This is a genomic window from Paenibacillus sp. PDC88, from assembly GCF_900106725.1.
Classification (GTDB): domain Bacteria; phylum Bacillota; class Bacilli; order Paenibacillales; family Paenibacillaceae; genus Paenibacillus; species Paenibacillus shunpengii.
Genome location: NZ_FNNT01000003.1, coordinates 422,782 through 448,115 on the forward strand (window position 1 = coordinate 422,782; position 25,334 = coordinate 448,115).

Below are 25,334 nucleotides of genomic sequence, written 5' to 3' on the forward strand. Positions count from 1 at the left end.
ATCAACGGCTATTCTTCATATTGCTTCAAGCTTTGCATCAGTAATAATCGAACATGTTCTTTGAGTACATCCGGCTCAAGCACCTTCACTTCGGGACCATAGGACAACAATCGCCGCGCAGTATAGGCGAGCTCCGATTCCGGAATCCTCCCTCTCCAGATCCCTTCGTGCAAGTCCGCAAAGATAGGATCATTCTCAGCCAGCCGCTCTCCAATATTCGTAAAGACGACCACCGCAGCATGTCCTTGAGGCTGCTCCACTCTATGAAGCCACTCCTTCAAAGTAGGGAGCGTTTCATTACTCTCTTCCAGCATCTTGGCAGCATCCATCCGATCTACCCTGTACAGCAGCGTTCTCCCGTCGTCCTTCTGTGCCGGCATATACCAGAAGCCATGCTCGTAGTACAGGCCCAGCGGGAACGCGTCATGAACCTTCATGTCTGATTTTCCTGCGTAAGTAAACTGCAGCTTTCTTCGATCTATCGCTGCATTCAGTACCACCGTCGTGTATGGAGCCGGTCTTGCCTTGACGGACGAGATAAACATAATATGCTCTTTTGTACGGTCAATTCGATCCTGAACCTCAAGGGGAAGGTCATTCGCATAATATTCTGACAATGCCTCCCTGATACCGCCGTAAGGCATATCCTGAATCTTTTCCAGCCATTCCATCATCAAGTAGATTCCATATGCTTCCTGTAAACGAAGCTGAAGAGGTGGTAAAATACCATTTTGCAAGACCTGATACCCGCCATGGGCTCCAACCTCGGTATATACAGGCATTCCTAACTCCTGCAAGGCAGTCAGATCCCGCTGTATTGTACGAATGGACACCTCAAACCGCTGTGCAAGCTCACGGGCCGTATATTTCTTGCGAGAATTCAATAGTCTCATGATGGCAAGTCTTCTGCGATTCATCAGCATACCTCCACCTTTGTTGATTTTCAGAAGATAACAGGCCTTGAAGGAGACCCAGTTTCATGCTCTCAAACCGTATTATTGATGATAATAAACGGATTGTGGATGACATGGACTTTTTTTATCCTATTTTAGCTTTTGTGTATTACAGTTACAAAGCAGTCAAGTAATTCATACATCCGTATTGTTTTGTCCTGACGGAGGCAATCTATATTTACTGCCATATGAAATGGGATGGATTGCTTTGTCAACTTTTACTACACATGGGTATCAATAAACGGAAGGGAAACCTTACCCGTTTACATAGGAGACAAACCGTCGTTAGCTGAATTTACACTTGGCATTGCAGGAAGTGCACAGCCCTTTTTACTTCGTTCATGATAATTTGGCAGGCAGATGCTTAATATTACCTCCTGCAAAGTTTTTGACAGGTAAAAACATCTAACGGTATGATTAGCAGAAGCACAGGAGGTTATTTCATGTCAGACATCACGAAAAAGGACATTGTCGACAGTGTCCCGCAGAAAGGTTTTTTTGGACATCCTAAAGGGTTGTTCACCTTATTCTTTACAGAGTTCTGGGAACGCTTCTCCTATTATGGAATGAGAGCGATCCTTCTCTACTATATGTACGATACGGTGACAAACGGTGGACTCGGCATTGCCGAATCTACGGCATTGTCCATCATGTCGATCTACGGTTCACTCGTATACATGTCCGGAATCATCGGCGGCTGGTTAGCCGACCGGGTATTTGGTACGTCCAAGGCCGTCTTCTATGGTGGTATACTTATCATGTTCGGTCATATCTTGCTTGCGATTCCAGGCAGTGTGGCCACATTCTTTGGCTCCATGGTACTGATCGTACTCGGTACCGGATTATTGAAGCCCAACGTGTCGAGTGTCGTCGGCGATATTTATGCGACGGAAGACGACCGCCGCGATGCCGGTTTCAGTATCTTTTATATGGGGATTAACCTGGGGGGCTTCCTTGCTCCGCTGATCGTAGGTACGCTGGGTGAGTACAACTATCACCTTGGTTTTGGTGTCGCAGCTGTAGGTATGTTCCTGGGTCTTGTTGTATTTATGCTGACCAAGAAGAAGAACCTCGGTCTTGCGGGTACAGTGGTAGCTAACCCAATTCCACCTGAGAAGAAGAAAAAGCTGTACACTTCGATCGTAATCGGAATCATTGTCGTTGCTGTTATCGCTGTGGCAGGTGCCCAGACCGGCTTACTTACGTTTGACTCCTTTATTTTCATTGTCGGGATTCTCGGTATTCTAATTCCGGCCGCTTACTTTATTGTCATGTACAACAGTCCGAAAACAAGCAAGGTGGAGCGCTCGCGTATACTCGCGTACATCCCGCTCTTTATCGCCTCTGTTATGTTCTGGGCTATTCAGGAGCAAGGTTCAACGATTCTCGCTTCTTATGCAGATAACCGGACTCAGCTGGAATTCGCAGGCATCACGATTGCACCAGCCTGGTTCCAATCCGCGAATCCGCTGTTTATCATTATCCTGGCACCGGTATTCGCCTGGCTGTGGGTTAAGCTTGGAGACCGTCAGCCGTCCATTCCGCAAAAGTTCTCGCTCGGGCTTCTGTTCGCAGGGCTATCGTTCCTTGTCATCCTGCTGCCAGCCTACTTCGGCGGAAGCGATACACTGGTTAATCCGCTGTGGCTCGTACTCAGCTACTTCATCGTCGTGCTCGGTGAGCTGTGTCTGTCACCGGTCGGTCTGTCCGCGACAACGAAGCTTGCGCCTGCAGCCTTCTCGGCTCAAACGATGAGTCTGTGGTTCTTGACGAATGCGGCTGCTCAGGCGATTAATGCTCAGGTCGTTAAGCTGTACTCACCTGAATCTGAAATGGCATACTTCGGTATCATCGGGGCGATCTCCATCGTACTCGCGATTATTCTGTTCGCTATTTCTCCGATCATCCAGCGTGCCATGAAGGGTATTAGATAACGATGATTTAGGAAAGAGCTGTTTACAGTCCATAATGGACCGTAAACAGCTCTTTTTTTGTACAAACCGATGCAGACTAAATTTTACATTGCGATTACATTGTTTTAAGGATGCATTAAGCTTGCTGCCCTATAATAATATGATATTTAGCAATTTCGCTCTGTTTAAGGGAAGGCTACGGTGGGTTATATTAATCATCATATCCCATAAGGATGCGAATACGCTAAGAAATAAAGAGGTGTTTATATATGCTTAGAAAACTGATCGACAAGGTTCTTCACTCCACTTCGCACAGTCAGGGACGCAAACGATACAGCAGCTCAGACCGGAAATACCGTAAACGTTCTTCAAGCTCTCATCGTTATTCACGCAGAGGCTCCTCGTCCGATTACAAGCACAGACACAACCGTAACGGCTCCTCATACTACAAGAGCAGAAAATATAGTTCAAGCTAGGCCGTGCCTAATTAGATACGAAATGCCGAAGGAAAGGGAGGAATCCCTTTCCTTTTTTTGTCCCGTGTCAAAAAAAGGATGAGCCAAGCTGGCTCATCCTTACCATTGATATATTAAGATAGTACCTTCTCCCGGCTGCCGTCCACGTCCTTCTTGATCTGCTTACTGCGCAGCTGTCCGCAGGCAGCATCAATATCCGTTCCGTGCTCCAGCCGCACACTTACGCTGATATTTTGCTTCTTGAGCGTATCATAGAAGGAAGTAATGGAGTCCTTCTCGCTCCGCTGATACTGGCTATGCTCATCTACAGGGTTGTATGGGATGAGGTTGACGATCGCGAGGCTCCGTCTATGCTTCAGCAGCTCTGCGAGCTCTAATGCATGCTCCGGCTGGTCATTTACATCCTTCAGCAAAATATACTCCACCGTAATCCGGCGATTGGTCTTATCCCAGTAATACTCAAGCGCGTCCATCAGCTTCTCGATCGGGATGGCCTTGTTAATCTTCATAATACGTGTTCTTAGATCATTGTTCGGTGCATGCAGCGATACCGCAAGGTTAACGTTCAGGTCCGAATCCGCGAACTCCTTGATCTTGCCGGCCAGTCCGCTGGTTGAGACGGTGATGTGGCGTCCTCCGATCGCAAGCCCTTTGTGATCCTTCACGACACGAATGAAATCAGACATGTTCTTATAATTATCAAACGGTTCTCCGATCCCCATAACGACGATGTGACTCACTCTCTCACCCGTACCCATCGAATCGAGATGCAGCTGCACCTTCATGATCTGCTCGACAATCTCTCCGCTGCTCAGATCCCTGCTCTTCTTGAGCAATCCGCTCGCACAGAAGCTGCAGCCAATGTTACAGCCAACCTGCGTTGTCACGCAGACGGACAAGCCAAATTTGTGGCGCATAAGCACGGTTTCAATCAAGTTGCCATCGGACAAGCGGAACAGAAATTTTATCGTCCCGTCGATGGACTCCTGACGCGTATGCTCAGTCAGCGTTTGAATAGAGAAGTGTTCCGACAGCAGCTGAAGGCAGTCCTTATTGACTTCTTCCATTTGTTCAAATTCTGTAACCCGTCTTCTGTAGAGCCATTCCCATACATGGGTGGCCCGGGATTTCTTGTGGCCCTTCTCTTCGAGCCAGGCTCCCATTTGATCAAGTGTTAATCCATAGATGGATGGTTTAATCATGAATCTTTTGCCCTCTTTTCACATACCAGGATTGTGCGTCATTCTGTATGAAACGAGCAGAATCCTCATACTTCAATATATTTAAACAATCAATAAAACGATGAATTTGAAAATGTCGTATAGACAACGATCAGCTTAGTAACGAACAACCGGAATTTGGTCTCTATAATCATGCGGTAATCCGTCTATTATTGTCCCAAACTTTTCACGTTTAAACAAGGCTTAATCCATGGAACTTGAAAAAGACGGCCCCCTATAAGATTAGGAACCGCCTTAACTCGAAATTTTTAAAAATCAATATGATCCGGATCTGGACCTACCCGGTCATTTTGATTCAATTGATCTATTCTAGCCATCTCTTCATCCGATAGGGTGAAGTCAAATACTGTGGCGTTCTCTATAATCCGGTGCTCCTTTGTGGATTTGGGAATCGTGACAATTCCATGCTGGAGATCCCAGCGCAAGATGACTTGGGCCACTGAACGGCCATGACGCTCTGCGATGTCTTGCAGCACCGGCTGATCCAGCAGCTGCCCTTGCATGAGCGGGGACCAGGCTTCAATCTGAATATGATGCTTGGCCGCATAATCGCGCAGCTCGGTTTGGCTCAAATAAGGATGAAGCTCAATTTGGTTAACGACCGGTGTAAATTCAGCATCCGCCAGCAGATCCTCCAAGTGATGGATTTGGAAGTTACTCACTCCAATTGCTCTCACTCTTCCATCCTTGTACAGCGTTTCAAGCGCTCTCCACGCTTCTTTATACTTCCCTTGCACCGGCCAATGCACAAGATACAGATCCAGATACTCCAGTCCCAGCTTGTTAAGACTTGCCTCATAGGCAGCCAGCGTCTCCTCATATCCCAGATCGGCGTTCCACACCTTCGAAGTGATGAACAGCTCCTCTCTTGAGAGTCCGTTCTCCTGCAGAGCTTCACGAATGGCCTGTCCAACGCCGGCCTCATTCTGATATACGCTCGCTGTGTCGATGCTGCGGTAGCCGTGAGCTATAGCATTTTTCACAGCTTGAACGAGCTCCTCGCCCTCCTCCACTTTAAAAACGCCAAGACCAAACCATGGCATGTTCACTCCGTTATTCAGCTTAACCGTGTCTTGTAAATGCATTGCTGTAATCATTTGTACATTCCTCCATTATTGTTAATTGTTCAGGCTGCCGGACTCGTGTGAACCGGTACCTGTTTTCTTTCCAGCATTAAGCTCCATATGGTGAGCAGTACTGCCCCCAGAACCATCAGCGATCCAACCCAAGGGGTATGAATCAATCCGATGGAATCGTTGACCACGCCGCCGAGATAAGCTCCGATCGCAATTCCCGCATTAAAGGCTGCGATGTTCAGTGAGGAAGCTACATCCTTGGCCTCCGGTACATACCGCTCTGCCAGAATAACCACATAGACTTGCAGTCCGGGAACGTTCATAAAGGCAAACAATCCCATCATAAAAATGGTGATGAGCCCTACAATCTTAAACGGTGCTGTAAAAGCAAGCATGAGCAGCACTACAGCTTGTAGAATAAACATAACGAGCAGCGACTTGAGCGGGTTTCGATCGGCCGCTTTGCCGCCAATGATATTACCAACGGCAATGGCGATTCCGTATAGCAGCAGGATGGCCGCTACCGTATTTTCTGAAAATCCGGTTATATCATGCAGCAACGGGGATAAATAAGTGTAAACAACAAACGTTCCTCCGTATCCGAGTGCCGTTATAGCTAGAATTAACAATAGTCTTCCGTTCGTAAGCAGCCTGCCCTGATCCCGAAAGCGCACGGTCTTGCCTTTTTGCAGCTCAGATGGAACGAGGACGGCATTCGCGATGAATGCGAGAATACCGATAATGATGATCGTGACAAAAGCCGCTCTCCAGCCGATCTGGCCTCCGATAAATGTACCCAGCGGCACACCCGTTACGGTCGCTACCGTAAGACCTGTGAACATGGCGGATATGGCACTTGCCCGCTTATCTTCCTTGACGAGATCTGCCGCGATCGTTGATCCTACCGACATGAAGACCCCATGTGTAAATGCAGACAGAACACGGGCAGTCAGCAGAACTGCAATGCCGTCGGCCATGGCGGCTACACTGTTCGCAATAATAAATAGAATCATAATGGATAATAGCAAGGCTTTGCGCGGCACACGGGCCGTAAGTGACGTCAGAATCGGTGCCCCGAAGGTGACTCCAAGCGCATACAGTGTCACCGTCAGCCCTGCGGTGGTAACGGATATATTCAGGTCATCAGCAATCATGGGCAGCAGCCCTACACTAATAAACTCGGTTGTTCCAATGGCAAAGGCACTGATCGCCAGGGCTAACAGCGCCAAGGTGCTTCGTTTTTTTTCGAATGACATGGACTTTTCGCTCCTGTATGATAGAATCGCCGGCCGGCAAAAGCTATTATGATCCATATGAGTTATAATGAACAGTACGTACTTTAAAGTACTATAGGTACTTTTTAGTGCCTTTTGGAAAGGGATGATGCAGATGAACAAGAAATATAACATCTCTGTGGAAGCAACACTTGAGGTCATCGGTGGAAAGTGGAAGAGCGTCATTCTGTGCCACCTGACTCACGGCAGGAAGCGCACCAGTGATCTTCGCAGGCTCATGCCCAATATTACGCAAAAAATGCTGACCCAGCAGCTTCGCGAGCTTGAGGAGGACGGAATCGTAAACCGAATCAGCTATAATGAGGTCCCGCCACGGGTCGAATATGAGCTGACCGAGTATGGCTGGAGCCTCAAACCGATTCTGGACTCCATGTGCAATTGGGGAGAACAACATATTATTAAGGAGCATGGCAGTTTGACCGATATGCTGGAGGACAGCATTCTGAACAAGAAGGAAGAGCATTCGGTCACTTAGTATATTCTCAATTAGAACAGAACGCACAAAGAACGCCGGAACCACTATGCAGTGGGTGCCCGGCGTTCTTATGCATATCTAATATATTATTGTGGTCTCTTACAGTGCTTCTACGTCAAAGCCTGCTTGTTTCCACGCTGCTGTACCGCCGTCAATAAAATGAACGTCAGTGAAGCCCATCTGATGCAAGATATAAGCACCTAGAGTAGCTTGTCCGCCTGCACCGCACGTAACAAGAACAGGACGGCTGCGATCAGCTAGACGCTCGTCACGAAGCTCAGCTGGCAGCTCAAGATCTGCACGAATCGGCAGCATGCCAAGAGAGATGTTGACACTGCTCGGAATGAGTCCGCAAGCACCGGCATCAGCGGCATCCTGTACATCGATCACTAGCGTGTTCGGTTTGTCAGCAATTTGCTGCTTCGCTTCCTGGGAGCTAATCCCGGATACATGCTTCAATGCTTCTTCAATCATATTCTTAAATGTCAAAGCCATTCGTCATACACTCCTTTTTCCGTATGGGGATTGGCACGTTTAACTTCGCGCCTTATTTATTCTATCATGCACGATTCAATTATGCGAAATGAATGCTCAAATAGACTTATAAAAAAGAGACAGGAGTCCTCCACTACCCCTGTCCTTCCTTCCCAATGGATTCCACACATATCTCAACTGTTCGCTATACTCTTGTCTTGAATAGCAAGTACACAAAGTAAGGAACCCCTATGATGGATATAACGATACCCACCGGCAGCTCCGCCGGTGCAAAGATGGACTTGCCGATGAGATCGCCGACGACCACCATTGCCATCCCTATAAGCCCGGATACAGGAATAACATGCCGGTGCTTAATCCCGACAAGCCTGCGGGCGATATGCGGTGCAATCAGTCCGACAAAGCCCACGCTTCCTGATACCGCTACACACGCACTCACAATGCCAACACTGAACAGGAGCAGCCATAAGCGTTCACGGTGTACACGCACACCGGCTCCCAAGGCACTGAGTTCTTCAAGCTGCATGACATCAAGCACGAGTGATTTACTCCAGATCAGCGGGATTAATATGATCAGCCATGGCAGCATGGCAAGGATAAACTGCCAGTTCGCATTATAGATACTGCCTGACAGCCATACTGTGGCCATCTCGAAGTCACTTGGGTTCATTTTGAGCGATACATACAAGGTCAGTGCACCGAACCCTGACGATACCGCGATCCCTACCAAAATGAGCCGCTGCGAATCGAGTCTTCCTTTGTCCATCGTAAACAGCAGGATGAAAGCCGCCGCTATAAGCCCGCCGACGAGCCCGAACAAGGGCATCAGCATAATAGAGCCAAAGCTCGCTCCTGTAATCGTTCCTTGGAACAAGAACATGAACAGCACGACCGCTGAGCCAGCCCCTGCGTTAATACCTAACATCCCGGGGTCCGCAAGCGGATTACGGACGATACCCTGAATAACGGCACCCGCTACCCCAAGCCCCAGTCCGAGTAATATGGCAATGACAATTCGAGGCAGCCTGAAATCAAAGATTACCAGATCGTGCTCTGGCGTCGGATCAATCCGAAGCAGTGTCTTGATCACCTCAGCTACCGTCATGTCAAAGGTGCCATTCGTTACACTGATATAAGAAGCGGTAAGGATAATGAATAGCGAAACGGTAACAACCGTCCATCGCTTAAAACGAGCGGTTCTAGGCATTGGACTTCCCTCCTCTGGTCTTGATCAGGTAGAGGAAGAATGGTACACCAAATATGGCTGTCACAACGCCAATCGGTGTCTCAAACGGAGCGTTGATAAACCGGCTCATAATATCACACCAAGCCAGGAATATGCCTCCGATTAACGCAGAGCATGGGATGACCCATTTATAATCAATACCGACAATAAACCGGGTAATGTGCGGAATGAGAAGACCGACAAATCCGATCTTACCCGCAAGCGCTACTGAAATTCCTGTCAGAATGACTACGCTGAGAATGGACAATGCCTTGACCCATTTGGTCCGTTGGCCAAGACTGGTAGCCATCTCCTCGCCCATCGACAGAATCGTAATGGACCGTGCCAGACCCATGGCAAGCACAAGGCCGGCAATCGCGAATGGAATAATGAGCTTGATCAGCTCAGGATCCATCTGATGGAGTCTGGCATTGTACCAGAAGCTGACCGTCTGCGATACCTGAAAATAAGTAGCTGCCGCCTCGGACAGTCCACTCAAGAAGGTCCCGATGATCGTTCCGAGAATGGCCATCCTGACCGGTGTCATCCCCCTCGGCAGCAGCCATGCAAGTGAGAACACGATGCCGGCACCGATGGCAGAACCGATCAAGGAGTAAGCTATGTATCCCAATGAGGATGTGTTAGGGAGCAGAATCATACAGATCGTGATTACAAATACGGAACCGTCCGATACACCCATTATGGAAGGTGAAGCCAAATAATTTCTCGTCATCCCCTGCATCAGCGCACCGGAGACAGCTAGAAACGCACCAATTAATAATGCCCCCACGACTCGAGGGAGTCGTGAGGTTAGTATAATCTGGTGATCGATACTGTCCGAGTCGAATTGGAATAAGGCATTCCATACTTCAGACGCGTTAATATCCTTGGCACCATATAGTATCGAGACGAGAATGGTAACAGCTATGATGACCGGAGCGACCAGGCATATGAGCAGCGGATGTACTCGTCTTTTGGATAACATGGATGAATGAAAGCTCGTTTACTTCTTCAGCTCTGCCACAGCAGCTGTCAGGAAGTTTGTTCTGCTCCAAGCAGGTCCGCCTTCAGACAATGGATCAATGATATTGGTATATACATGTCCATCCTTGAAAGCATTTGTTTTTTGAATAATCGGGTTGTTCTGGATGTCTTCGAGTGCAGTAAGTTTATCCGCGTTCTCCGCATCTGCAAATTGCAGGAAGACATAATCAGGATTAATCTCGGCAAACTGCTCAACCGTAATCAGCTCCTGCGCTTTGGCTGCAGCTACTGCATCTGGAACAGTCAAGCCTAGGTCAGTGTAAAGCACAGGGTTAAAAAATACGTCCTGCGGGTAAACATACATCTCTCCACCACGAATACGGATCGCCATGACCTTCTTACCTTCAAGCTTCGTACCAAGCTCCGCTTTGGCTGCTTCTGCCTCTGCTTTGTAATCTTCAATGACTTTAGCTGCCTCATCCTGTTTGCCGGACAGTTCACCCATCAGGTTCAGGTTAGCTTCCCAATCCGTTGAGATATGAGACACTTGAATAAGTGGAGCGATCTTTTTCAGCTGTTCTACAACTTCTGGTTTGAATTTGGTTGTTCCCAGAATAACGTCTGGCTTCAAGGAAAGAATCGTTTCGAAGTTAGGCTCTTGCTTCGCTCCGATCGAGGTTGCCCCTTCCGTAATCGAAGCGTAGCGTTCAGGGAACTCGCCGCCTACTTCGATAGCACCTGTCAGCGGCACATCAAGTACAAGAGCGTCCTCCATCGCCTCCATAGCGCCCGTTACGACGATCTTCTCCACATTTGCTGGAAGAGTATACTCTTCTCCCAGATATGTAACCGTACGTGTCTCGCCTTCTGTACTGTCTGTTTCTGTTGTATCGGTTTCTGTAGTATCCGTTTCGGCAGGCTGCTCAGAAGCAGCTGGAGTTGTCTCTGATGTGCCGCTTGCGGTCTCGTTTGTGTCGCTTGCTTGTCCGCATGCTGCCAGCATGACCAGCATCAGAACGAGCATGGCATAAAAGGAAATCTTTTTCATGAAAATAGGAACCCCTCTCTTATATCTCCATAATTGATAATGATTATCATTATTGAATATTATAAGAGTTTTATAAAGGTATCCATGGACATTACTCGGTAAAGACATGGACTAAATCCACATTTTTTACCAATACCTAGGAAAAACGGCTGCCTAAGAAGGTTAACTCCTGCTGCTTCTTATATTCAGATGGGGAAACACCCATCATTTTTTTAAATTTACGGCTGAAATAGAATTCATCCGGGTACCCGACTAAGTGGGCAATATCCCGCAGCTTGAGCTCTGAATCCATCATGAGCTGCTTAGCATGCTCCATCCGCGTCGTCGCAATATATTCGGTTACACTTACTCCATATTGCTTCTTGAACAGTTCACTGTAATACTTCAAGCTGAGTCCCGCCATCCGTCCGAGCCGCTCCAGTGTCAGATTCTCATCATAATGCTGATCAATATACTCTTTTGTCTTCTGAAGTGTCGAGTTCGAGTCCTGCACATCAGATGTACGGCTTTTTGCTACCCAGTACAGAAATTCCTGAAAAATAATCTGGCTGCGGTAGCGTCCAAGTCCCTCACCGCTGTGCCAATGACCATATATGGACTGACACATTCCTGTGAACCAGCTTGCCTCTTGACTGAGCAGCTCACTGCCTGGTTCCATAATGTAATCATCAACAACGACAAGCGGACCCTTGTTGCCCTGTTCCTGGTAGATATCATACTCTATAATCATTAAATCGAGATCCCGGCCGCAGTTACATGTCATTTCAATACTCGCTTCCGGCACACAGGAATACACGCAGGGCTTCTCTACTTGATATGAACAGTTGTTCATCGTAAGGGAGCCCTTTCCATCCGTGATCACAAGCAGTCTGCGTGATGCTGTACGGGTTCTCGGAAGGGACCATCTTGATCTGGTACTGACTCTTGCAATATCACGCAGTCTTACCGATGAATAATCAAGCGTCTTGCTTGCCAATTCATGATCTGCACTATCCATCTTCCATTCATACATGTTGGAATCACCACCTCATTAATGATAATGATTATCAATATCATAAAGAGTATATCAAATTTCACGACTTTGCAGTGATTTTTTTTGAAATAAACGAAAATTCATTTTCATCCGCAGAAAAAAAGACAGCTTCCTCAAAAAGCACTCCTGAGAAAAGTTGTCTTGTTGTCTGTTATTCGCTCGCCCAGTCCGCAAATCGTAAAGCCCGATTAATCAGTACAGGCAGAATGGAGCTGTGATTCTCGTCCTCGAATTCCTTGAATACAGCGTGTACGCCATATTCGGATAGAGCAGAGAGCCGTTCTGCCTGCTTCTTGGCATTCTCAATCATCGGGATCTTGAAGTTTCCCTCCAGCTCGCCTACAGCCACCAGAACCCGAACCTTCAGTGATGCAAGCTCTCCGGATGTCAACGCCTTCGTCCAAGTCTCCTCCTGCTGCGCAAGATAAGATCCATTCCAATGAATAGAAGGACTTCCGGCAATGTAGGTATGAAAAGTACCCGGTCTCGCAAACAGCATGTGCAGCACGAACAAGCCTCCGAGTGAATGTCCGATGATCATTTGTTTGCTTGCATTCACCGAATAATGCTGCTCTATATCCGGTTTGAGCTGTTCTTCAATAAAGGACATAAATTCCTTAGCTCCGCCCTGCTCCGGACGTTCTCTTCCCCCTGGCATCACAGGCAGCTCCGCTTCATTAGCCGGCATCGTCAGATCATAGTGCCTGCGCGGCGGAAACGGCGCATCCAGATCATAGCCAATACCGACCACAATCGCTGGAACGACCCCCGTCTTCTCCCGTCTAACCGATTGAATTCGAATCATTTCCGTTGTCATTGCAAAGGTCGCATTGCCATCAAGGGTATAAATGATAGGAAAGCCTTCTGCTGGAGGCTCCTCTACTGGGCAATACACACAAATTCGATAGTCATGTCCGTTAAATCGGGAACGCAGGATCCATTCTTTTGTTGCAGAAAGTGTGACCTGCTTCGCTGAAGTTGTTGTCATACCTCTCCTCCTCCCTACTTGCCTAGCCATTATAGAGTATTCGCCCCTGACAAAACATGGACTTATTCCGTCTCAAAGTCTAGTCAGCACCAGAGATCGTACTTCTTGCAATTCGAACGAGCTCTTCTTGGTCCGCTGTGTGACTGGTCAGCACATAATTGGCTGTGAATTCTCTCTCTTGGATTGCCCAGATCAGCGAGTTCTCGTGCATATGATCATTCTTATAATAATAGGTATCCACCCCATTAATCTCTGTCACGTTATCAATCGTTGGAGCATCATCATAAAAATGGGTTTCTTCTTGAGTTTGAGTAAAATGAATGTTGTAGTCGATTACGTGCTTGCCGTTCTGGTAGCTCAGTATAATTGAATTCTGCTTACTGCCTAGCTTTTGAGTATAATAACCGTATTCTTGTCCATTTGAGGCAATACCATAAACGATCTCTCCCTTTTCCCTTACTGATGGGTTTGAGTTCATATAGATGGATGCTTCCTTGAAACGATACTCATCAGACAACTGCCTCGGAAATTGGTTTGACTTGAATGGAACAGAAACAGCTTTCAGAAATTGTTCATAATCCGTGTATTTGTATGGTGAAATGGTCCCCATCATATTTTCCGGATTTTTATTCTCAATGTCCTCCTTGGTGCCAAAATAGACTGTAGCCGACTCTCCGGGAGGTAGCATTTCTCGAATTTCATTTAAAGCAATCTCATGAGTTGTTGGAATGGACTTATCCGTGAGATGTACTTCCATTACCGTGTTTCCATCTTTATCTTGCAGCTCAAACCAATCTGCTGCAACAAATGAAAAGCCAGTAAGTAATCCTACCACTGCCACTACAAGCGTTACACGTTTTAATATCACAAATCTAAGTTTCCCCCTTGACTGCTCCAACCTGTTAATATTGTCCATGATATTTAAGGAGAAATCCCGCTTGGGTAAATACGATGTATTGAACAGATTATTTAGATCGTTAATATCATCATCTAAATGCTGTTTTTGTTCCATTTTGGGTACTCCTCCATTTGAATCAATTTGAGTTTTTTTCGAATGCGTTCAAATCGCTTGCGGAGTGCTGCTGGCGTTCGGTTCATAATTCGGCTGATTTCCTCGAAGCTCTTCTCTTCACTTACTCTCAGTACGAGCAAATTTCGATCCTCTGGGGATAGTAGGCTTAATAGCTCATGAATAGATGGAGAATAATCCAACATCCCTTGCGATTGCTCACATTGTACACGATAAAGATTAAGTATTTTATAACGCACTTTACGCTTTTTAAGTAAATTAATACAGTGATAATAAGCCAATTTATATAGCCATCCTGAGAAGGCTGTGCTGCTGGCATATTTACTTATCTTTTGATAACACTTTAAGAAAATTTCTTGTACCGCATCTTCGGCCTCTTGACGGTTTCCTAGCATGTGATAACAATACAGGTGAATTTTTCGCTGATACTTGTAAACAAGAAGTCGAAACGCTTCCTTGTCTCCGTTCTTGACTTGATCAACAATAAGCTCTATTTCTATTTCTATGTCTATATTATCCTCGCTCATAGCTCCTCCTTCCCTACAGGGCGCCCTGTCTATGAGTAATAACAAAGTAAAATGCTTATTTGTGACATTCATTTGATTATTAATAGCAAATAATCTGATCATCAGTTGTCATCTTAATAAAGAAAAAGCTGTTCAATACCGCCATCGGCAGCATTGAACAGCTCAGTGCTCATGTTACAGTGTCGTGCTATTACATGCGCTCTACGGCATACCAGCCGTCTTCAAACGTAACCGTTGCATCCAGTGCTTCTGCAATGGAACGCAGTGGAACATAGACCATCCCATGCTCCATATAAGGTGCAGAAGGCAAGGTTACCTTCTCTCCATTGACGACAGCTTGTTTAGAGCCCAGCGTATAAGTGGACTGCGCAAGTGTCAGGTCATTCGTAACGACAATCTGATTCGAGCCTTTGGTCCATTTCACATCCGCTTCAAACTGGTCTGCAAAATAACGAAGGGCTACAAATCCAGTACCGTCGTAATTCACCAATCCGTAGTACTCGTCTTCCGGATCAAGATAAGTGAACATGCTGGTCATACCGGAGTTCAGCAGCAGCTCATGCACCGGTGCGGACCCTTCAAAATTACGCAGAATTTCGCCTGTCGTTGCTTCACCATACATCACATCAAGAACACCACTCGAAGTGTCGACTTTATCTGCCTTAACTTCAGTTCCATAGTTCCAAATCTCAGAAGTGCTTACAAGCTTGATTTCATTGATTGGCAGTTCATCCGATGCCGGAATGGCTACCTTCAGCTCCATATCTGATTTGCGTGCATTCAGCTCGCTGTCGAAATAATAATCTACTGTAAGATTCGTATTATCGCCAAATACGGTCTTCAGCTCTGGTGTTTCATTGAACAATTTCTCAACTTCCTGATCATAGTCCACCAGGAGCTCATCCAGATACCCTGTGATCGCGCCATGAATCATCGCTACCGTCGTATCCTTGGATTCCGGAGACAGAAACTCCGAAGCTCCTTCCAGTGACTCATCTTCTGCTTCGATCGCAACAACCATGACCGAGATGGCATCGTAGAGATTGCCGATGAGCTGCTTCAAGCCTTCTTCATCCTCAGCAATAGAAGTCAAGAATGGACGAATGAGCTCAACCATCTCTGTACCACTGAGTTCCACATGAAGCTGAGTAAGGTCAAGCTGCTCTCCATTGACTTTCTCTTGTACCTTCGCAACAGAGATCGTCTCTGGATTAGGCAAATGCTTCACTAAGAAGCTCGCCAATTCCCAGGTTACATCCTCTACCTGCTCATAATATTCTGTCATCTCTGGTGTTTCTAACTCTTCCCCAAGCGAGAAGTAAACCGGCTTCTCTGCACCCTCAATATCAAGGGCAAACCCGGCTTTATCCATGCTGAAGAGGAATGGAATTTCATTATCCGAATAGTATACAGAGCCTGTAACCGAAGCATGATCCATATCTTCTGATTTTGCGCTGTCAATATGTACAGATATGGAGTTCAATAGGTCTATCATTTCCTTATCTTCCGCAGTTGCATTCGCAGACGGTGTAACTTCCAGATCGAGTGTCTGACGGGATTCCATCGGCTGATATAATTTTTCCTTGCTTCCTAGTATGGCTGAATTGACATCAAATCCACCTACTGACTGACAGCCTGTCAATACGACCAGCATGAAAATGAGTGGCGCGGCGAGCCACTTAAACGATTTACGATTAATAATATTGCTCTCCCCCTTAAACGTTATGGACGTACTCCTTCATACTATATTTAGAGGGAAAATATGTAAACCTATTTTTTTAAAAAATGCCTATATATCCTTGTGTATCAATTGTTGAGAAATGATGACAATAGTCGACAATCTATCATATTCCTCTGTTTTTCATGAAAATATTAATATTTTCGGCATGATGTAATAAAGATTCTATTGCAACTTTATGTAGAACGCCGGCGTCAGTAGAAGTATTAATTAAATCAAAAGGAGTCGTTATACAGATGAAAAAAAGCCGAATTATCCTCTATGCAGCAAGCGCCGCAGTGTTACTATGGATCACTGGATGTAGTCAAGCAGAGACGGAGACTTCGACTCCTGATCTTCCCGACCCTGTTAATGCGACAGAAACAGCGCCAAAAACTGTTCCAGCAGAGCAGCCGGAGGCTGAAGAACAAACGATTATATTTGAAAGGTCCGCCCCCTCTGATCCCACTAAATTTCAAGAAGGTGTCTCTATAGATATGGCAGGTTATGTACAGGATTTTTTTACATTGGACATGGCGGAGACCATCCAACGCAATATGGAAGCGATCGTCAGCAATGATTCAGAAGGCTTCTCAGAAGGAATGTCCGAGGATGTAGTGGAACAAAATCTGAATTTATTAGCCTATCTGCACACGGATGGAGAAGCGATTGAGTTCCAATCTGTTGATTCAATCACTTATTTGGAGAAGGAGAAAAGAATCCAAATTGCAGTAAGCTATGCCATTCAGATGAAAGAAGAAGTCACCTATGGATCTTTTGAATATACTTTGATTCCGGAGAAGGGGACAGAAGAGGACAGGTGGATCATCGCTACCATGGACTAGAAAGTAGATCCAATGCGAACAAGCAAACCCCCATCAGCAAGATGAGGGTTCACAACAAAAGAATGAAATGGATGGATTTATTCCTTATTGAAAATGAGGGCTGTCTTCGTTTCGTTGATAAAGGCCGTATCCGCATTCAGCTGTTCGGATATGAAGCGGACAGGAACGAACAAACGGCCATGCTGCTGCATGAGCGGGACATCATACCGTTCAATCCTGCCATTCACATCCACCTGCCTGCTTCCCTCTGCCCAGCGAATCGTTGTGTCTCCAGCCTGGATCGTCGCTTCTCTAAGATCTTGATTCCACTCAACAACTGCCCCCAGCTGTTCTGCTGCAAACCGAAGCGGTACATAGGTGCGGTTATCGCTTATATATGGGGCAGTTTCCAAAGAAAATTCCATGCTGCCGGCATAGGCTGTGCTTGATCCAATGATTAAGCGCTGCAGCTCGCCTTGGGATCGTTTGTCTTTGTCATTCGCCGTTATTTTCTCAAAAATATCTAATGTATCGCTTCCTTCGCTTAAGTCCAGATAGTTGTCAGCGAGCCCCAAAGAATAGTATTCCAGCACGTTTCCAACCTGGTTTGCCGGATAATAGATAAAGTCATGATCTGCAAGGGGCGAAATATCCCATATTCGATTGCCTGACAACTGCAGCTCGCTGAGCTCTGCCAAATCTGCCAGTGGTGCCAGATCATAGATCTGGTTATTGGCCAGCTGGATGGATCTTAAGTTCGTCAGGCTCGCAAGTGGTGTTAAATCGGTGACTTCATTATTATTCATACTGATTCCCTCAAGGGTCTCTGTCAAATGCTCAAGAGGGGACAAATCCGCAATCTGATTATTGTCCAGCTGAATATACCGAAGGCTCGGAAGCTCGGCGAGCACCGAAATATCTGTAATCCCATTATCGGTCGCTTCCAGCCAGCTTAATGCCTTGGCTTCTTCCAGTGCATCCAGTCGATCTACAGGATTGCCGCTGATCAGAAGCGTATGTAGCCGAGGAAAGTTTCTGACGACCTCAATGGATGCAACTCCATTATTGCTTATGTACAGTCTTCCCAAATCCGTAAGTGCTGCTAACTCCTCTATTGAAGTAATATAGTTACTCCTTACATCGACTTCCCGCAAAGTCTTTATTCCACTTATAGGTGCAAGATCCGATATTTCATTGCCGGAGAGCCTCAGATGGGTCATATTTACCGCGTGCTCCAGTCCAGCCAGACTCTTAATTCCCAAGCTCCGCAGATCAACGACCGTCAAGGAAGCCAAATCTTCTGTCGTGAGCGGCTCGTCAACCGGCTTATTAAGTATTGACTTCAGTCCATAGGACAGTGCCTCATCTTCAATAAATATCTCTTCGGTGTACGCTGCGGCAAAGGAGGATTGTCCGACAACACTTATACTGATGATTAAGAAAATAAGTATGCTGGATATGTATTTCCTCACTACGCATATTCCTCCCCCTGTTTGCTTAAACTGAAAGCCAGAATCCTAAATATATGGACGTTTCTTGTGATCAAATGTTTCGATTTATTATCTCTGTTACATATACCCAATTTCAAGGGGAAAGGAACAATATATGATAAATTCATCCAATAAAGCACTTCTGTTCCGTACAGGCACTATCCTGCTCATTGTTATGGTTTTATTTTCGATGATAAATATAATGACCGGATTGGAGCCTAGTTCTTCTGCTGCCGCCGCTTTCCAACGTCCGAGCGAGATGAATACGTCTCTTCCGGAGACCAAACGTTTTCACCTCTATGCCACTGACGGCACTCTCAAGCTCCCTGATGAGACATCTGTATATGTGTGGGGGTATAGTGAGCAACAAGCAAAGGGGACTGCCGGATATCCTGCCCCTACTCTCACCGTTAATGAAGGAGATCAGGTAGAGGTGACCTTGACCAATCTGGGTACCTCCCAGAAGGGGATTAAGCAGGTCGGGCATACGATTCATTTTCATGGGCTCGATACGGATCAGGCAAACGACGGTGTGCCGCACACCTCCAAGGATTTGCTTGTGGGAGACAGCTATACCTATAGATTCAAGGCCGATCATGCAGGAACCTATTTCTATCACTGTCATGTCGATACGATTGAGCATCTGCAGATGGGAATGACCGGGGCTTTTATTGTCAAAGCAAAGGACCGAGCTAATGAGGCTTGGACCAGTGGTCCGAAATACGATAAAGAATATACTTTCGTACTGAACGAGATTGATCCGGTATGGCACAAGGCCGTGCAGGAGGGCAAGAAGTATGATCGTACTGACTTCAAGCCTACCTATTTTACAATCAACGGCAAGGCCTATCCTGATACGGAGAAAGACCCAGGTACGCTGATCACAGGCAAGCTCGGGGAGAAGGTACTCGTCCGCATCATCAACTCGGGATACCGGCCTCATGCCATGCATCTGCATGGACATCATTTTCAGGTGATCGCATCTGACGGCAGGCCGCTGCCTGCCCCGCTTGAGAAGGACACGGTAAATATCGGGCCCGGCGAGCGCTACGACCTGTTAATTACATTCACCCAGGAAGGGGCTTACCCCTTCCACAGCCATAACATCGTCGACAATACGAACAATGGAGTCTATCCCGGCGGTATGCATACGATGGTCATGATCGGTGATCAAGGACCGGCGCCAGGACATGAAGGGCATGGGAAGAATGGTGAACTTGAGGATCAAAACGAGAATGAACACCCTAGCAGCATAACAGGAGCAGGAGCCGCTGCACCCCCTGTCTCCCCCTTGGAAGAGTCCCGGGAAGGAGCTATGGTTGCAATCAGCCACATGAAATATTCCGTGAAAGAGCTTCGAATCAAAGCCGGAACAACCGTTACCTGGGAGAACCAGGACCCTGTCTTTCATACGGTGACGGATATAGGAGGCACCTTTGACAGCCGTCACCTCGGACCTGGGGAGGAGTTCAGCTATACCTTCCATGAAAAAGGCGTTTACAACTACTACTGTGCTACCCACCCGAGTATGGAAGCCAGTGTTATTGTGGAGTAAGCATAAGACTGACTTACTTCATTAAAAAACACCCTCTCGTCTTATACACGAAAGGGTGTTTGGTGTTTGGCACTTAACTTACGCGTTGCTTTACTCAGACTTCTCTTCGTCCGCGCCAGCCTTCCCGCCGGTTTGCTCAAATTGGTCCGGTTCATCATCACGGATCGCTTTATCTTCTTCATTGTTTTGTGTATCTTTGTTTACCATGATGCAGCCCTCTTTTCTGTAAAGTTGTACGTATGCTCATTATTAACCCGTTACAGCAAATTGAACCTGGCACCCGATTCAATTTGAGTATGCTTCATCAAAAAGGCCCTCACTTTAATCAGCAAACAATTTCCTATACACTGGCTATAGTAATCTATAGAGAAACGTGGTGACTTGTCATATGTTCACAATCATGCTCATCGAGGATGATCTGACCTTGTTTCAGGAGATAAAAGACCGTTTATCGCAGTGGTCTTATGATACATACGGGGTACAAAATTTTGATAAGGTCATGCAGGAGTTTGCAGAAATCCAGCCCGATCTAGTCATCATCGACATCCAGCTTCCCAAGTTCGACGGGTTTCATTGGTGCCGCATGATTCGGGCCCACTCCAACGTTCCCATCATCTTTCTGTCCTCCCGTGATCATCCGACGGATATGGTGATGTCTATGCAGCTCGGTGCTGACGACTTCATTCAGAAGCCGTTCCATTTCGATGTCCTTATCGCGAAGATCCAGGCTACGCTCCGCCGTGTCTACAATTACAATACAGAACCGACTCAGCTCAAGACCTGGAGGGGAGCTACCGTAGAATATGTGAAGAACACGATTTCTAATGATCAAGGTACGGCAGAGCTGACGAAAAATGAGATGTTCATCCTCAAGATGCTGATTGAGCAGAAGAACCAAATCATCAGCCGAGAGGATCTGATCAAGAGCCTGTGGGACAACGAGCATTTTGTGAGCGACAACACGCTCACCGTCAATGTGAACCGCCTGCGCAAGAAGCTCGAAACCATCGGCCTTGGGGCTTATATCGAAACCAAGGTTGGACAGGGTTACATGGCTACGGAAGAGGCTGCCCCATGATTCGGGGGTTTCTTATTGAACGGCGCAGCTGGCTGCTGCTGATTCTCGTCCTACAGCTGCTGACACTGTTCGTCGCCTATATCGATGCCTCTGTTCCACTGCTGCCGATTTTGTATATTACACTGCTGTCCTCCATGCTCTGTATTTTGTTCCTCTTTATTCGGTATCATAAGGAAACCAAGTTCTTCAAACAGTTGAAGGCCTGGAATCACACCTATGATCTTACAGCCTTCAAGAACGCCGAGAGCCCCTTCGAGCAAATTGTGGAGGAAGCAGTGACATTACAGACCCAGCACTATAAACAAGAAGCTTCCGGCCGTCTTCTGCTCCTTGAGCAGGAGAAGGATGAACTGCTCTCGTGGATTCACGAAGTCAAGACACCCCTGACGGCAATGAGGCTCATGATCGACCGGCTGCCTGATGATACGCTCAAGAACCAGCTGCAGTTCGAATGGCTGCGGATTCACCATCTGCTGGATCAGCAGCTGCACCAGAAGCGGATTCCTTTTATCGAGAATGATCTGTATATTGAGGAGACCTCGCTCGAGCCGATCATCTACAAGGAGATTCGGGACTTGAAATCTTGGTGTATCCAAAAAGGAATCGGCTTTGACGTATCGCTGGAAGCGCCTCAGGTGCTCACGGATGCGAAATGGCTCGGCTTCATCCTTCGTCAGCTCCTGACCAATGCCGTCAAATACAGTGAGGCTTCGGATATTATCGTAGAGAGCCGGCAAGAGAATGGACATGTTATTCTGACCATTCAGGATTTTGGCCGCGGCATTGATCCGAAGGATCTGCCCCGCATTTTCGATCGGGGTTTCACCTCAACGACCCGGCATCAGGAGAGCGCGGCTACGGGAATGGGGCTGTATTTGGCACAGAAATCGGCTGATTCGCTTCGAATTCATATAGAGGTTCAGTCTTCTGTAGGGCATGGCACGGCCTTCTATCTTACCTTTCCTGTTCCTAATGATTTCGATCACCTTGCAGGCATGTGACAACATTGTCACATGCTTTTGTGCTTTGTTCGCTGAATCGAAGGAGAATCTTACGTGAACCAGGTAAGATGGATTCATAAAGAACATAAGGAGTGAAACCCGTGGTTATATTGGAAGCAAACAAGATCCACAAAATATACGGCAACAAATTCAACAAGCAGGAAGTGCTGAAAGGGATCGATCTGAAAGTAAACAAAGGAGAGTTTGTCAGCATCATGGGCGCCTCGGGCTCAGGCAAGACCACCCTCTTGAATGTGCTGTCCTCCATCGACAAGCTGAGCGAGGGAACCATAGAGATTGAGGGCAAGGAATTTACAGGCATGAAGGAGAAGGATCTCGCTGAATTCCGCAAGAACCATCTCGGTTTTATTTTTCAAGAGTATAATCTGCTCGACACACTGACGGTTAAGGAAAATGTACTCCTTCCGCTATCCATCAAGAACGTATCCAAGCGGGCTGCGCTGGAGAAATTCAAGGCGGTTGCATCCGAGCTTGGCATTTATGAGCTGGCGGATAAGTATCCGAGTGAGATTTCAGGCGGACAGAAGCAGCGAACCTCTGCTGCGAGAGCCTTCATCCATGATCCAGGCATTATTTTTGCAGATGAACCGACAGGAGCGCTCGATTCGAAATCCGCCTCCGATCTGCTGAATAAGCTCAGTGACATGAACGAGAAGCATGCGGCAACGATCATTATGGTTACGCATGACCCCGTAGCGGCAAGCTACTGCAGCCGGGTCATCTTCATCAAGGACGGACAGATATACTCGCAGCTGAATAAGGGCGAGCAGCCGAGATCCTCCTTCCTGAGCGATATTATGAAAACCCAAGGCGTGCTGGGCGGTGTTCAAGCGTGAATCTGAATACCATTATTTTTCGAAACCTGAAGAAGAATATACGCAATTACTATCTTTATGTATTTGCTCTTATCTTCAGTGTCGGCCTGTACTTCTCATTCGTAACGCTGCAATACGATCCGTCCATGGATGAAGCGAAGGGTACGGTCAAAGGGGCTGCGGCACTTGGGGCAGCTTCGGTTCTGCTCGTTGCCATTGTCGCCGTCTTCCTGCTCTATGCCAACACGATCTTCATCAAGCGTCGGAGTAAGGAGATCGGATTGTTCCAGTTAATTGGTCTGACAAAAGGCCGCATCTTCCGGATCCTGACGGCGGAGAACCTGATTCTGTATTTTGGCTCCATGGTTATCGGTATTGCGGCAGGCTTCGCCGCTTCGCGGCTTATTCTTATGATTCTGTTCAAAATACTTGGCGTGGATGAGCTGGCAGCCCTTCGCTTCTCACCGGAGGCTCTCACGCAGACCGTTATTGTGTTTGCACTCATCTATGTGCTGATCATGATCATGAACTATCTGTTCATTGTCAGACAGAGCATACTCTCCCTGTTCCGTGTCGTATCCACCGCACAGCAGCGGGTGAGTAAGATGTCACTGCTTGAAATATTACTCGGCGTACTGGGAATCGCTCTGATTCTGGGCGGTTATTATGTTTCCTCTGAATTATTCGGAGGACGCTTTACGGAAATGGGAGATCTGATGTGGGCCATGATCTTTATTTTGGCGTCCGTCATCATCGGTACTTATCTCTTCTATAAGGGCTCGGTCAGCTTCATATTCAACGCGATCCGCAAGAGCAAGAATGGATATTTGTCCATTGGCGAGGTGCTGTCGCTCTCATCCATTATGTTCCGGATGAAATCGAATGCCATGCTCCTCACCGTCATCACGACCGTCTCGGCGCTCGCGATCGGCCTGCTGTCACTCAGCTATATCTCTTATTATTCTGCTGAAACAAGTGCGAAGAATAGTGTACCGCATGACTTCTCCTTTGCAGATGAGCAAGTCAAAGAAGATTTCATATCCGAGCTGGATTCACACCTGATCGCTTATGAGGTCATCCACAGACAGCCGATTACAGCTGAGATGGATGCAAGTAAACTCATGTCTAATAGTACATTTGCCGATGAAACGATTGCAACGCCTGTGCTCAGTGAAACGATGGTTGGAGGAATCGAGCTTGAACCTGGTGAAGCTGTATTCATGGGATACGATGATTCGTTATCAAGCTTCATGACGATTGCTAATACAGGTGAGTTCAATTTGATCGGAAGAAATGGAACTGAAATTCATCAGAAACTGATCGGAATCAAGAAAGAGGCTGTGCTCTCCTATTTTTACGGCGGCTTATCACCTACTGTTATTGTAGACGAGACTGTGTATCAGCAGCTGCACCAAGATATGAATCCGGAGCTTCAAACAGACGACCGTGCCAACTATTACGGAGTTCAGCTCAAGGACCGTTCACAGGTCAAAGAAGCCCATCAAATATATAAAGAGATGGATCTTGGCGTACCAAGCTTCTCTCAATATGATTTTGAATTGAATCAACGTAATAACATGGGAATGATCATGTTCATCGTCGGCTTCCTCGGTCTGACATTCCTGATTACCTCCGGCTGTATTCTGTACTTCAAACAGATGGATGAAAGTGAAGAAGAGCGGCCTAATTATACGATTCTGCGCAAGCTGGGCTTTACAGAGAGCAACCTGATGCGCGGCATAAGGTTCAAGCAGCTGTTCAACTTCGGCATTCCGCTCATTGTCGGTCTGTGCCACAGCTACTTCGCCGTCAAGTCAGGCTGGTTCCTCTTCGGTACCGAGCTCATGGCGCCGATGCTGATCGTGATGGGTCTGTACACCGTGCTCTATTCGATCTTTGGCATCCTGTCAGTCAACTACTACAAACGGGTGATCAAAAGCTCGCTGTGAGCATGACTTGAATAACATCCCCTTGCACTATGCAAGATCTCATTTCGCGATACCAAGAACAAACGGTGCTGATATAAAAAAACTCCCTGCCAAAGAAGGCAGGGAGTTTTTTTAATAGGCATTAA

The 25,334-nt window shown here is 46.9% G+C and carries 23 protein-coding genes; 9 read left to right on the forward strand and 14 right to left on the reverse strand.

Annotated elements, in window-relative coordinates:
- Window positions 1-8 precede the first annotated feature (8 nt).
- Window positions 9-917 carry a helix-turn-helix transcriptional regulator gene (locus BLW49_RS12475; RefSeq protein ID WP_090724921.1) on the reverse strand — a complete coding sequence of 303 codons (909 nt, stop codon included), beginning with the start codon at window positions 915-917 and terminating at the stop codon, window positions 9-11.
- 479 nt (window positions 918-1,396) lie between these two features.
- Between BLW49_RS12475 and BLW49_RS12480 the strand changes: the two genes are divergently transcribed.
- On the forward strand, window positions 1,397-2,887 hold the full coding sequence (locus BLW49_RS12480) for a peptide MFS transporter (RefSeq protein ID WP_090724922.1): 1,491 nt from the start codon (window positions 1,397-1,399) through the stop codon (window positions 2,885-2,887).
- Window positions 2,888-3,135: 248 nt separating this feature from the next.
- Window positions 3,136-3,342, forward strand: coding sequence for a hypothetical protein (locus BLW49_RS12485; protein WP_076314267.1), 207 nt, complete (start codon window positions 3,136-3,138; stop codon window positions 3,340-3,342).
- A 113-nt stretch (window positions 3,343-3,455) separates the two neighbouring features.
- Here the strand turns inward: BLW49_RS12485 and rlmN are convergent, their stop codons facing one another.
- The 3 genes from rlmN to BLW49_RS12500 form a co-directional block, all read right to left on the reverse strand.
- On the reverse strand, window positions 3,456-4,544 hold the full coding sequence (gene rlmN / locus BLW49_RS12490; RefSeq protein WP_090724924.1) for a dual-specificity RNA methyltransferase RlmN: 1,089 nt from the start codon (window positions 4,542-4,544) through the stop codon (window positions 3,456-3,458).
- A 287-nt stretch (window positions 4,545-4,831) separates the two neighbouring features.
- Window positions 4,832-5,680, reverse strand: coding sequence for an aldo/keto reductase (locus BLW49_RS12495; protein ID WP_090724926.1), 849 nt, complete (start codon window positions 5,678-5,680; stop codon window positions 4,832-4,834).
- A gap of 29 nt (window positions 5,681-5,709) precedes the next feature.
- Window positions 5,710-6,915, reverse strand: coding sequence for an MFS transporter (locus tag BLW49_RS12500; RefSeq protein ID WP_090724928.1), 1,206 nt, complete (start codon window positions 6,913-6,915; stop codon window positions 5,710-5,712).
- 133 nt (window positions 6,916-7,048) lie between these two features.
- Here BLW49_RS12500 and BLW49_RS12505 point away from each other — a divergent pair, with 133 nt between their 5' ends.
- The gene (locus BLW49_RS12505; protein WP_076314263.1) at window positions 7,049-7,429 is read left to right on the forward strand and encodes a winged helix-turn-helix transcriptional regulator; all 381 of its coding nucleotides are present in this window, start codon (window positions 7,049-7,051) and stop codon (window positions 7,427-7,429) included.
- A gap of 99 nt (window positions 7,430-7,528) precedes the next feature.
- On the opposite strand, the gene BLW49_RS12510 is transcribed toward BLW49_RS12505, so the two are convergent.
- From BLW49_RS12510 to BLW49_RS12550, 9 genes are all read right to left on the reverse strand, one after another.
- Window positions 7,529-7,924 carry a rhodanese-like domain-containing protein gene (locus BLW49_RS12510; RefSeq protein ID WP_076314262.1) on the reverse strand — a complete coding sequence of 132 codons (396 nt, stop codon included), beginning with the start codon at window positions 7,922-7,924 and terminating at the stop codon, window positions 7,529-7,531.
- Between the two features lie 184 nt (window positions 7,925-8,108).
- On the reverse strand, window positions 8,109-9,131 hold the full coding sequence (locus tag BLW49_RS12515; RefSeq protein ID WP_076314261.1) for a FecCD family ABC transporter permease: 1,023 nt from the start codon (window positions 9,129-9,131) through the stop codon (window positions 8,109-8,111).
- Window positions 9,124-10,134: a FecCD family ABC transporter permease gene (locus tag BLW49_RS12520; RefSeq protein WP_076314260.1), complete on the reverse strand. Its 1,011-nt coding sequence runs from the start codon at window positions 10,132-10,134 to the stop codon at window positions 9,124-9,126. The genes BLW49_RS12515 and BLW49_RS12520 overlap by 8 nt, the downstream gene beginning before the upstream one ends.
- Window positions 10,135-10,152: 18 nt before the next feature.
- Window positions 10,153-11,181: an ABC transporter substrate-binding protein gene (locus BLW49_RS12525; protein WP_076314259.1), complete on the reverse strand. Its 1,029-nt coding sequence runs from the start codon at window positions 11,179-11,181 to the stop codon at window positions 10,153-10,155.
- 136 nt (window positions 11,182-11,317) lie between these two features.
- Complete coding sequence (locus BLW49_RS12530; protein ID WP_090724930.1) at window positions 11,318-12,193, reverse strand: helix-turn-helix domain-containing protein; 876 nt, start codon at window positions 12,191-12,193, stop codon at window positions 11,318-11,320.
- A gap of 172 nt (window positions 12,194-12,365) precedes the next feature.
- On the reverse strand, window positions 12,366-13,202 hold the full coding sequence (locus BLW49_RS12535; RefSeq protein WP_090724931.1) for an alpha/beta hydrolase: 837 nt from the start codon (window positions 13,200-13,202) through the stop codon (window positions 12,366-12,368).
- A gap of 79 nt (window positions 13,203-13,281) precedes the next feature.
- Window positions 13,282-14,214 carry a hypothetical protein gene (locus tag BLW49_RS12540; RefSeq protein ID WP_090724932.1) on the reverse strand — a complete coding sequence of 311 codons (933 nt, stop codon included), beginning with the start codon at window positions 14,212-14,214 and terminating at the stop codon, window positions 13,282-13,284.
- Window positions 14,193-14,861 carry an RNA polymerase sigma factor gene (locus BLW49_RS12545; protein WP_090724934.1) on the reverse strand — a complete coding sequence of 223 codons (669 nt, stop codon included), beginning with the start codon at window positions 14,859-14,861 and terminating at the stop codon, window positions 14,193-14,195. Before BLW49_RS12545 ends, BLW49_RS12540 begins: the two co-directional genes overlap by 22 nt.
- A gap of 88 nt (window positions 14,862-14,949) precedes the next feature.
- Window positions 14,950-16,413, reverse strand: a complete 1,464-nt coding sequence (locus BLW49_RS12550; RefSeq protein ID WP_090724936.1) for a copper amine oxidase N-terminal domain-containing protein — start codon at window positions 16,411-16,413, stop codon at window positions 14,950-14,952.
- Window positions 16,414-16,733: 320 nt separating this feature from the next.
- Between BLW49_RS12550 and BLW49_RS12555 the strand changes: the two genes are divergently transcribed.
- Window positions 16,734-17,321 carry a hypothetical protein gene (locus BLW49_RS12555; RefSeq protein WP_076314255.1) on the forward strand — a complete coding sequence of 196 codons (588 nt, stop codon included), beginning with the start codon at window positions 16,734-16,736 and terminating at the stop codon, window positions 17,319-17,321.
- Between the two features lie 77 nt (window positions 17,322-17,398).
- On the opposite strand, the gene BLW49_RS12560 is transcribed toward BLW49_RS12555, so the two are convergent.
- Window positions 17,399-18,772, reverse strand: coding sequence for a leucine-rich repeat domain-containing protein (locus tag BLW49_RS12560; RefSeq protein ID WP_090724937.1), 1,374 nt, complete (start codon window positions 18,770-18,772; stop codon window positions 17,399-17,401).
- Between the two features lie 133 nt (window positions 18,773-18,905).
- Here BLW49_RS12560 and BLW49_RS12565 point away from each other — a divergent pair, with 133 nt between their 5' ends.
- The 5 genes from BLW49_RS12565 to BLW49_RS12585 all read left to right on the forward strand — a co-directional run bounded on the left by BLW49_RS12565 (window position 18,906) and on the right by BLW49_RS12585 (window position 25,209).
- Window positions 18,906-20,345, forward strand: a complete 1,440-nt coding sequence (locus tag BLW49_RS12565) for a multicopper oxidase domain-containing protein (protein WP_090724939.1) — start codon at window positions 18,906-18,908, stop codon at window positions 20,343-20,345.
- A 388-nt stretch (window positions 20,346-20,733) separates the two neighbouring features.
- On the forward strand, window positions 20,734-21,423 hold the full coding sequence (locus BLW49_RS12570) for a response regulator transcription factor (protein WP_090724940.1): 690 nt from the start codon (window positions 20,734-20,736) through the stop codon (window positions 21,421-21,423).
- A complete protein-coding gene (locus BLW49_RS12575; protein ID WP_076314251.1) occupies window positions 21,420-22,424 on the forward strand; it encodes a sensor histidine kinase in 1,005 nt (334 codons plus the stop codon). The genes BLW49_RS12570 and BLW49_RS12575 overlap by 4 nt, the downstream gene beginning before the upstream one ends.
- Before the next feature lie 101 nt (window positions 22,425-22,525).
- Window positions 22,526-23,281 carry an ABC transporter ATP-binding protein gene (locus BLW49_RS12580; protein WP_047912670.1) on the forward strand — a complete coding sequence of 252 codons (756 nt, stop codon included), beginning with the start codon at window positions 22,526-22,528 and terminating at the stop codon, window positions 23,279-23,281.
- Window positions 23,278-25,209: an FtsX-like permease family protein gene (locus BLW49_RS12585; RefSeq protein ID WP_090724942.1), complete on the forward strand. Its 1,932-nt coding sequence runs from the start codon at window positions 23,278-23,280 to the stop codon at window positions 25,207-25,209. Before BLW49_RS12580 ends, BLW49_RS12585 begins: the two co-directional genes overlap by 4 nt.
- The last annotated feature ends 125 nt before the right edge of the window (window positions 25,210-25,334 follow it).

Excerpts from the sequence above, each read along its gene's own strand:
- BLW49_RS12520 (WP_076314260.1), bottom strand. The coding sequence starts at position 10,134 with ATGTTATCCAAAAGACGAGTACATCCGCTGCTCATATGCCTGGTCGCT.
- BLW49_RS12545 (WP_090724934.1), bottom strand. The coding sequence starts at position 14,861 with ATGATCAGATTATTTGCTATTAATAATCAAATGAATGTCACAAATAAG.
- BLW49_RS12475 (WP_090724921.1), bottom strand. The coding sequence starts at position 917 with ATGAATCGCAGAAGACTTGCCATCATGAGACTATTGAATTCTCGCAAG.
- rlmN (WP_090724924.1), bottom strand. The coding sequence starts at position 4,544 with ATGATTAAACCATCCATCTATGGATTAACACTTGATCAAATGGGAGCC.
- BLW49_RS12500 (WP_090724928.1), bottom strand. The coding sequence starts at position 6,915 with ATGTCATTCGAAAAAAAACGAAGCACCTTGGCGCTGTTAGCCCTGGCG.
- BLW49_RS12530 (WP_090724930.1), bottom strand. The coding sequence starts at position 12,193 with ATGTATGAATGGAAGATGGATAGTGCAGATCATGAATTGGCAAGCAAG.
- BLW49_RS12480 (WP_090724922.1), top strand. The coding sequence starts at position 1,397 with ATGTCAGACATCACGAAAAAGGACATTGTCGACAGTGTCCCGCAGAAA.
- BLW49_RS12565 (WP_090724939.1), top strand. The coding sequence starts at position 18,906 with ATGATAAATTCATCCAATAAAGCACTTCTGTTCCGTACAGGCACTATC.
- BLW49_RS12510 (WP_076314262.1), bottom strand. The coding sequence starts at position 7,924 with ATGGCTTTGACATTTAAGAATATGATTGAAGAAGCATTGAAGCATGTA.
- BLW49_RS12540 (WP_090724932.1), bottom strand. The coding sequence starts at position 14,214 with ATGGAACAAAAACAGCATTTAGATGATGATATTAACGATCTAAATAAT.
- BLW49_RS12505 (WP_076314263.1), top strand. The coding sequence starts at position 7,049 with ATGAACAAGAAATATAACATCTCTGTGGAAGCAACACTTGAGGTCATC.
- BLW49_RS12495 (WP_090724926.1), bottom strand. The coding sequence starts at position 5,680 with ATGATTACAGCAATGCATTTACAAGACACGGTTAAGCTGAATAACGGA.
- BLW49_RS12555 (WP_076314255.1), top strand. The coding sequence starts at position 16,734 with ATGAAAAAAAGCCGAATTATCCTCTATGCAGCAAGCGCCGCAGTGTTA.
- BLW49_RS12485 (WP_076314267.1), top strand. The coding sequence starts at position 3,136 with ATGCTTAGAAAACTGATCGACAAGGTTCTTCACTCCACTTCGCACAGT.
- BLW49_RS12525 (WP_076314259.1), bottom strand. The coding sequence starts at position 11,181 with ATGAAAAAGATTTCCTTTTATGCCATGCTCGTTCTGATGCTGGTCATG.
- BLW49_RS12575 (WP_076314251.1), top strand. The coding sequence starts at position 21,420 with ATGATTCGGGGGTTTCTTATTGAACGGCGCAGCTGGCTGCTGCTGATT.
- BLW49_RS12515 (WP_076314261.1), bottom strand. The coding sequence starts at position 9,131 with ATGCCTAGAACCGCTCGTTTTAAGCGATGGACGGTTGTTACCGTTTCG.
- BLW49_RS12535 (WP_090724931.1), bottom strand. The coding sequence starts at position 13,202 with ATGACAACAACTTCAGCGAAGCAGGTCACACTTTCTGCAACAAAAGAA.
- BLW49_RS12550 (WP_090724936.1), bottom strand. The coding sequence starts at position 16,413 with ATGCTGGTCGTATTGACAGGCTGTCAGTCAGTAGGTGGATTTGATGTC.
- BLW49_RS12570 (WP_090724940.1), top strand. The coding sequence starts at position 20,734 with ATGTTCACAATCATGCTCATCGAGGATGATCTGACCTTGTTTCAGGAG.